Here is a 257-nt window from a genome sequence, read left to right as displayed (position 1 = left end):
ACGCTGACGGCGGCGGGCGCGGTCGAGGCGGTGTTCTCGCTGCAGACCATGCTGACCGGCACGCTGCCGCCGACCATCAACTACAACAATCCGGATCCGTCGATCGTTCTCGACGTCGTGCCGAACAAGAAGCGTGAAAAACAGGTAAAGGCAATCCCTTCGAACTCCTTCGGGTTCGGCGGCCAGAATGCCAGCCTTGTCATGGCGCTTGAACCGGCTTAATCGGACCTTTGAAGAACAAGACACTGGAGCGAGAC

General features: G+C 59.1%; 1 pseudogene. It reads left to right on the top strand.

The window, feature by feature from the left end:
* A pseudogene (locus ACPYOG_RS19955) lies at window positions 1-222 on the top strand (hypothetical protein); the annotation flags it as partial.
* Window positions 223-257: the final 35 nt, after the last annotated feature.

Source organism: Leifsonia sp. HAY1-4F (genome assembly GCF_056755275.1).
The sequence above is the reverse complement of the archived record's forward strand: the minus strand, read 5'-3'. Positions and strand labels throughout refer to the sequence as shown.